The following is a 5,531-nucleotide window of genomic DNA, read 5'->3' on the forward strand; positions in this document are numbered from 1 at the left end:
TGCAACCGCAGTTCGCCCCGAACTTCGGTTCACCGTTTTAGTGGAACAATGATAAATTGCCATGCAGTCGCCTTGGGGTGCTTTTGCTTTTAAAAAATTGCGTAGCAGTTTTTTGGGGTTAAGGGGTGTCCCCTTGCGCAACTTTGACTTGAACTTTGTTCAAGTCGTAAGTGCGCATTTCATGAAAAACACGATAGCATATAGCCCGCTTGAATTTCAATTCATAGGGTTTTATGCTTGAGTGGTTTTCTATATCCCGAAATTAACCGTTATGACAAAATCTGCTGAAAATATCGAAAAGAAAATTGAAGCCCAATTAGAAAAGTTGAAACAGTTAAAAGCTCAAAAACAGGCTATTGATGCAAGAGAAAAAACCAAGCAAAAGGAACAAGAAAGAAAGGACGATACAAGACGTAAAATTTTGCTCGGTTCTTACTTAATTAAAAAGATGCAATCTAATGAAGCCAATAAAGAAAAAATACTCGCTGAACTCAACGAATATTTAACAGAAAATAGAGATAGACAGCTTTTTGATTTGCCCGATATTGAAGCCTAATTTTTCTTAGCTGTTTGGTTGTTCTGTTCGGCTTGATACTCGGGAATGAGCGTATTTAAAACCTTTTGAATATTGTCTTTGTCCTCTATCTGCAAATTATCTCGATAGTAAATTAAGTCCTGTATTTTGCTTTCCATCTGCATTTTTTTGGTGGGTTCTGCATTTTTGGATATTCGAGATAATAGGAAGATATAACCGCATATATTTTCCCTCGCAATTTCATAATTTACGATGTCGAGGTATTCAACGGTCACATGTTTTAGATCAGTTGATAGGTTGTTTAATTTAATCATGGCTGAAATCCTGATTTTTCTAATATTGGATAAAGCTCTCTGAATTTTTCAGGCTCTAAAAGCATATCTGCTATACGGATAGCAAATTGTTGGTAGCTTTCTGTACCTTGTGAATATTTCCCCATTTCAGGCATTTCTGACATTTTATTGGCAAATAAATGGCGTTGTGCATCGGTCATTTTGACAAAAAAGTCAGGTGTGTTTGGGTCACGCTTAGAATCTAATTTTTTCGGCTGTGATTTTTGCTTAAACTTAAATGAAAAACCAATAATTGAACGACCACGTTTGTGTTGTTCATACTCTGCTTTTATATCTGTGTACTCATTAATTTGATCAATGGCAAGGTGTAAAACTTTTTCTTTAAATTGCCCCATTCTCTTGTATTCGTTGGGTTCTATGCCTAATTTTAATCTTAGCTCTTCTAGCTCTACCATAGTCACTTTGCCTGTACTACGCCATGCGATAAGCAACTCATACAAGCGTATAGCGTAAACACTAGTTAAACTGCTGACTTGCTCTAGTTCATAACTGGTGAAGTGTTTTTCTAAATTTGTAATCAACGGTACAACATCATCAGAAAACTTAATACGAACAAGAGCTTCATTTTCTACATAAGATATTCGTTGTACCCATCGACTTATTACATTCTCAATGTTGCCCTTTTGAGTCAGCTTTTGATAGCTAAATCTACGATCAAATAGGCTTTTGCAAGCATCTTTAAGAACTTTATAGGCTGTATTTCTATGAACATTGAAATGGTTGATATAGCTTTCAGCATGAATCGTCAAATCTTTATCATTGGGTGTATTTGATTGCCTAGCTTCAAGTATGGCTAACAGTATTAAACGTTGTTCTGATAGGTCTAAATTATAACTGGCATTTATTAGTGCATTATCTTTAACGACTAGTTCCTTTTTCATAAGCACACATGTTTTTTAAATATATAAGTACACTCTATTTTATTGAGTGTCACTTTGCAAGATAAAGGTGTACTTATTGCAAGATAAAGGTGTACTTATTGCAAGATAAAGGTGTACTTATTGCAAGATAAAGGTGTACTTATTGCTATTTTTATTCTTATATATCAATTAATTGTAGAGGCTAAAAATTAAAAAATTAAAAAATATTAAAAAGAGGGGAGTGCTTAAAACTGCCCTATGTACTCGCTAAAGCTCGTACTCTATTGAAGCTCGTTCCTCGCTTCATGGGGCAGTTTTTGGTTAATCCTGTTTATGAAATCTAAAAGCAAAAGCATTGGTAATGTATTCGCTTCGCTCATACTTTTTGAAAAGCAAAAGCTCCAAAGTTCGCACCCATTCGGGATGCTCTGTAACTACCGTTTAAAATCGAAAGGGAGCTTGTAATCAGAGAAAAAGCGAGGTCGAAATTTTGATGATGCTCAATCGCTCGTAGACACTCGCTCGGTTCTTATTATCTAGGTTTTAATTATTTACTGGAGCTAATCAAAGTTGTGAAACATTGATGAAATATTAGTCGTGGAACGTGAAGAATCATAAAAAAAGCCCGAGCATGACGTTTCGGGCTATTAAGTATTGACTATAACATTGAAAGATAATGAAAATATCTAAGCATTTCGGATAAGGTGTATTATGTTAATTTTAGATAAACTATAGAATCCATTAGTTTTTAAACCAATAAATTAAATATTTTATGGAACTCCAGAATATTTATTCAGGCGATACTTAAGCAATAAGGGTAGGGTGATTACATAAAGTATTGCAGCTAATGCCCATACCATTCCAGGAGCTGATGCCTGAGTCATAAAATAGAGGCTAGTAACTAATACAGGACCAATTATAGCCCCCAGACTATTAAAACTGCTTAATAGCCCTTGTAATTCACCTTGTCTTTCATCACTAATACCTCTGGACATCATTGCTTGCAAAGCAGGAACGGCTACTCCACCAAGGGCAAACAATGGTAACAACGCAAAAGGCACCCATTCTTCAACAGCAATAGATAAAAGAAGTAAACCAATTGCATCGCAAGCTATTCCACATAACAACGTATTTTTCTCTCCAAACCTCTTTACCATAGGGGCGATAGCAAAAGCCTGTGCAATAGAATGGCATATTCCATAACTAGCAAGGGAAACACCTGCAATAAATATACTCCAGCCATAACGATCCTGCCCATAGATAACCCATAAAGTTGCGGGGACTTGTGAAACCAATGTGATAATTAAAAAGATACCAAGCAATGGAGCCATATTAGGTTGAGTGATCAAATAGGATAATTTCTTTAATATTGATTGCTCCTGAACCTTCTCAGTCATTTTATTGCTGTGTTTTGATTCTTTTAATAAGACTGCTGTCATTATTAAATTAATCCCATTCATAAAAGCAGCAGCAAAGAACGGTGCATGTAAGTTCCATTCACCCAAAACTCCACCTATTACCGGACCCGCTATAAACCCAATACCAAAGACAGCTCCAAGGAGACCAAACCTTTTTGCACGCTCATGGGCTGGAGTAATATCTGAAACATAAGCTGTTGCAACAGCCATGTTGGCACCTGTAATTCCCGCAAAAATACGACCAATATATAGCCACAATAGAGAAGGAGCAGCAGCCATTAGGAGATAATCAGCCGTTGCACCAGCAATTGAAATAATTAATACAGGTCGACGTCCAAATCGGTCACTCAACGCTCCAAGGATAGGTGCAAAAATGAACTGCATCAGAGCATACACAGCTAATAAAGCACCATAGTGAACACCGCCTGCTTCAGCTCCAGCCAATGACCGTAATAATTCAGGCAAGATCGGCATAATTAAACCAATCCCAACAGCATCCAGAAATATAGTGATTAAAATCACGCTCAATGATTTCTTCACAAATGCCTTCTCTAGCAATGATAGAATTAATATTCTCTCACACACTCCCTATCAGTGATAGATTTATGAGTAAAAAAGATATTGCACCTCAACGTCTGACACGTGAAATAGTCCTGCGTACCGCATTGGATATGTTGAATGAAGAAGGCATAGATTCAATAACCACACGCAAGCTAGCTCAACGATTGGGTATTAAATCTCCAACTCTATATTGGCATTTCAAGAATAAATCCTTGTTAATGGAAGCAATGGCGGAAACCATTATAAATGAACACCATTTAGTTTCTTTACCCATCGATGGGATGACATGGCAAGATTGGTTGCTCGCTAATTCTGTAAGCTTTCGTCGAGCACTACTAGCTTACCGTGATGGTGCTCGTCTACATGCAAGAACTAGCCCCAGTCAAGGACATTTCAACACGATTGAGGCCCAAGTTGCGCTGTTATCTCATGCTGGGTTTTCTCCTGTTGAAGCAGTTGCATTACTTATGACATTAGGAAGGTTTATTGTTGGGTGGGTCCTTGAGGAGCAGCAAGAAGAAATAAGATCAGACCCACCATTCGAAGCCGATCCAACTATATATCCACTCATGCTCCAAGGAGTGAATACCTTACAAAATATGAATGCGGATGACATTTTTGAAAATGGGATTCGTATGGTGATTATCGGTGCTGAAAGACAACTTGATATTAAAATGCAAACTTAACTCTATACTGCTTTAAGCAACTGTTCTATTTAGTAATAAAGCTTTTATCCTTAATTATTTAACATAATAGAGCTTATACGAAACGCAATTTAAAATATTATTGTTTTTCATATAGTTATAAAATTTTGACTGACTTCAAAAACAGTAAAAAGCCGACTTAGAAACAAGTCGGCTTTTTTATGAGCAGGTTTGATACCTTTTGCCAAGAACATAGGTTATTAAATAATCAATTGATAAAATATATTCTTATTATTTCATTTACTCATAAAATATATTCATTATAATGTTGTGTATTCGATCGAATACAATAAAGAGGAACTTTCATGACCGAGATTAAACGTCTCCCTGAATTTGATGAATGGCTAGATAGCATTAAAGACAGTATGACCCGTCTTAAACTGAATCGAAGATTAGATAAGGTTCAGCGTGGTAATTGGGGCGATGTAAAGCATCTTCAAGAAGGTGTTTGGGAAATGCGAGAGTTCTTCGGACCAGGTTGGCGCATGTATTACATCAAACATGGTGATGTAATCATTGTGATGCTTGGAGGTGGTGATAAATCTACACAGCAAAAGGATATAGAACGAGCTGTTGATTTATCAAAATCTTTAGAGGATTGAAAAATGGTTAAAATAGCTGATCTACCTAGCTTTGACATGGCAGAAGCACTTAAGAGTGAAGAAGATATTGTAATGTATCTTAATATGGTTCTTGAAGAGAATGACCCTGCTGAACTAGCTCATGCACTTGGTGTAATTGCTAAAGCTCGTGGTATGACTCAAATCGCTAAAGAAGCAGGAATTGGACGTGAAGCACTTTACAAAGCACTCCGTCAAGATTCAGCACCTCGTTTTGATACGATTAATCGTGTAGTAAATGCTTTAGGTCTAAAACTAACTGTGCAGAATGCATAACTATTAATAAAATTTTGTCTAAGTTCCATCTTATTTAACATAAAATCTCTTATGCGAAATTTCAGCTCGATGCTTTGAAAGATGGCTAAAGCCATGTTTCAAAGTCGGGCAACTTTGCGCTTGCTGTAATTTGATTTGTAATGAGAAAAACCAAGCAAAGTACCGATCAACTAGTATTTTTTAGGGTCGATCTGACACCAGTCA

7 protein-coding genes are annotated in these 5,531 nt (G+C 36.5%); 4 read left to right on the forward strand and 3 right to left on the reverse strand.

What is annotated here, in order from left to right; genetic code table 11:
• Positions 1 to 271: 271 nt before the first annotated feature.
• Entirely contained in the window at positions 272 to 556 is a 285-nt protein-coding gene (locus NI455_RS14990; protein WP_004856445.1) for a DUF8583 domain-containing protein, read from the forward strand.
• Here NI455_RS14990 and NI455_RS14995 read toward each other — a convergent pair.
• The 3 genes from NI455_RS14995 to tet(39) all read right to left on the reverse strand — a co-directional run bounded on the left by NI455_RS14995 (position 553) and on the right by tet(39) (position 3,706).
• The gene (locus tag NI455_RS14995; RefSeq protein ID WP_004856442.1) at positions 553 to 849 is read right to left on the reverse strand and encodes a hypothetical protein; all 297 of its coding nucleotides are present in this window, start codon (positions 847 to 849) and stop codon (positions 553 to 555) included. The two genes, NI455_RS14990 and NI455_RS14995, sit on opposite strands and share 4 nt — an antisense overlap.
• Complete coding sequence (repM, locus tag NI455_RS15000) at positions 846 to 1,769, reverse strand: replication initiation protein RepM (protein ID WP_004856439.1); 924 nt, start codon at positions 1,767 to 1,769, stop codon at positions 846 to 848. Before repM ends, NI455_RS14995 begins: the two co-directional genes overlap by 4 nt.
• A 749-nt stretch (positions 1,770 to 2,518) precedes the next feature.
• Complete coding sequence (gene tet(39), locus NI455_RS15005; protein WP_004856455.1) at positions 2,519 to 3,706, reverse strand: tetracycline efflux MFS transporter Tet(39); 1,188 nt, start codon at positions 3,704 to 3,706, stop codon at positions 2,519 to 2,521.
• Positions 3,707 to 3,771: 65 nt separating this feature from the next.
• Here tet(39) and NI455_RS15010 point away from each other — a divergent pair, with 65 nt between their 5' ends.
• The 3 genes from NI455_RS15010 to NI455_RS15020 all read left to right on the forward strand — a co-directional run bounded on the left by NI455_RS15010 (position 3,772) and on the right by NI455_RS15020 (position 5,327).
• Positions 3,772 to 4,413: a TetR/AcrR family transcriptional regulator C-terminal domain-containing protein gene (locus NI455_RS15010; RefSeq protein ID WP_004787586.1), complete on the forward strand. Its 642-nt coding sequence runs from the start codon at positions 3,772 to 3,774 to the stop codon at positions 4,411 to 4,413.
• Between the two features lie 323 nt (positions 4,414 to 4,736).
• On the forward strand, positions 4,737 to 5,033 hold the full coding sequence (locus tag NI455_RS15015; RefSeq protein ID WP_004787583.1) for a type II toxin-antitoxin system RelE/ParE family toxin: 297 nt from the start codon (positions 4,737 to 4,739) through the stop codon (positions 5,031 to 5,033).
• Positions 5,034 to 5,036: 3 nt separating this feature from the next.
• Positions 5,037 to 5,327, forward strand: a complete 291-nt coding sequence (locus tag NI455_RS15020; protein WP_004787581.1) for an addiction module antidote protein — start codon at positions 5,037 to 5,039, stop codon at positions 5,325 to 5,327.
• The last annotated feature ends 204 nt before the right edge of the window (positions 5,328 to 5,531 follow it).

Source organism: Acinetobacter lwoffii (assembly GCF_024129435.1).
Lineage (GTDB): Bacteria > Pseudomonadota > Gammaproteobacteria > Pseudomonadales > Moraxellaceae > Acinetobacter > Acinetobacter lwoffii_F.

Excerpts from the sequence above, each read along its gene's own strand:
- NI455_RS15010 (WP_004787586.1), top strand. The coding sequence starts at position 3,772 with ATGAGTAAAAAAGATATTGCACCTCAACGTCTGACACGTGAAATAGTC.
- NI455_RS14990 (WP_004856445.1), top strand. The coding sequence starts at position 272 with ATGACAAAATCTGCTGAAAATATCGAAAAGAAAATTGAAGCCCAATTA.
- repM (WP_004856439.1), bottom strand. The coding sequence starts at position 1,769 with ATGAAAAAGGAACTAGTCGTTAAAGATAATGCACTAATAAATGCCAGT.
- NI455_RS14995 (WP_004856442.1), bottom strand. The coding sequence starts at position 849 with ATGATTAAATTAAACAACCTATCAACTGATCTAAAACATGTGACCGTT.
- NI455_RS15015 (WP_004787583.1), top strand. The coding sequence starts at position 4,737 with ATGACCGAGATTAAACGTCTCCCTGAATTTGATGAATGGCTAGATAGC.
- NI455_RS15020 (WP_004787581.1), top strand. The coding sequence starts at position 5,037 with ATGGTTAAAATAGCTGATCTACCTAGCTTTGACATGGCAGAAGCACTT.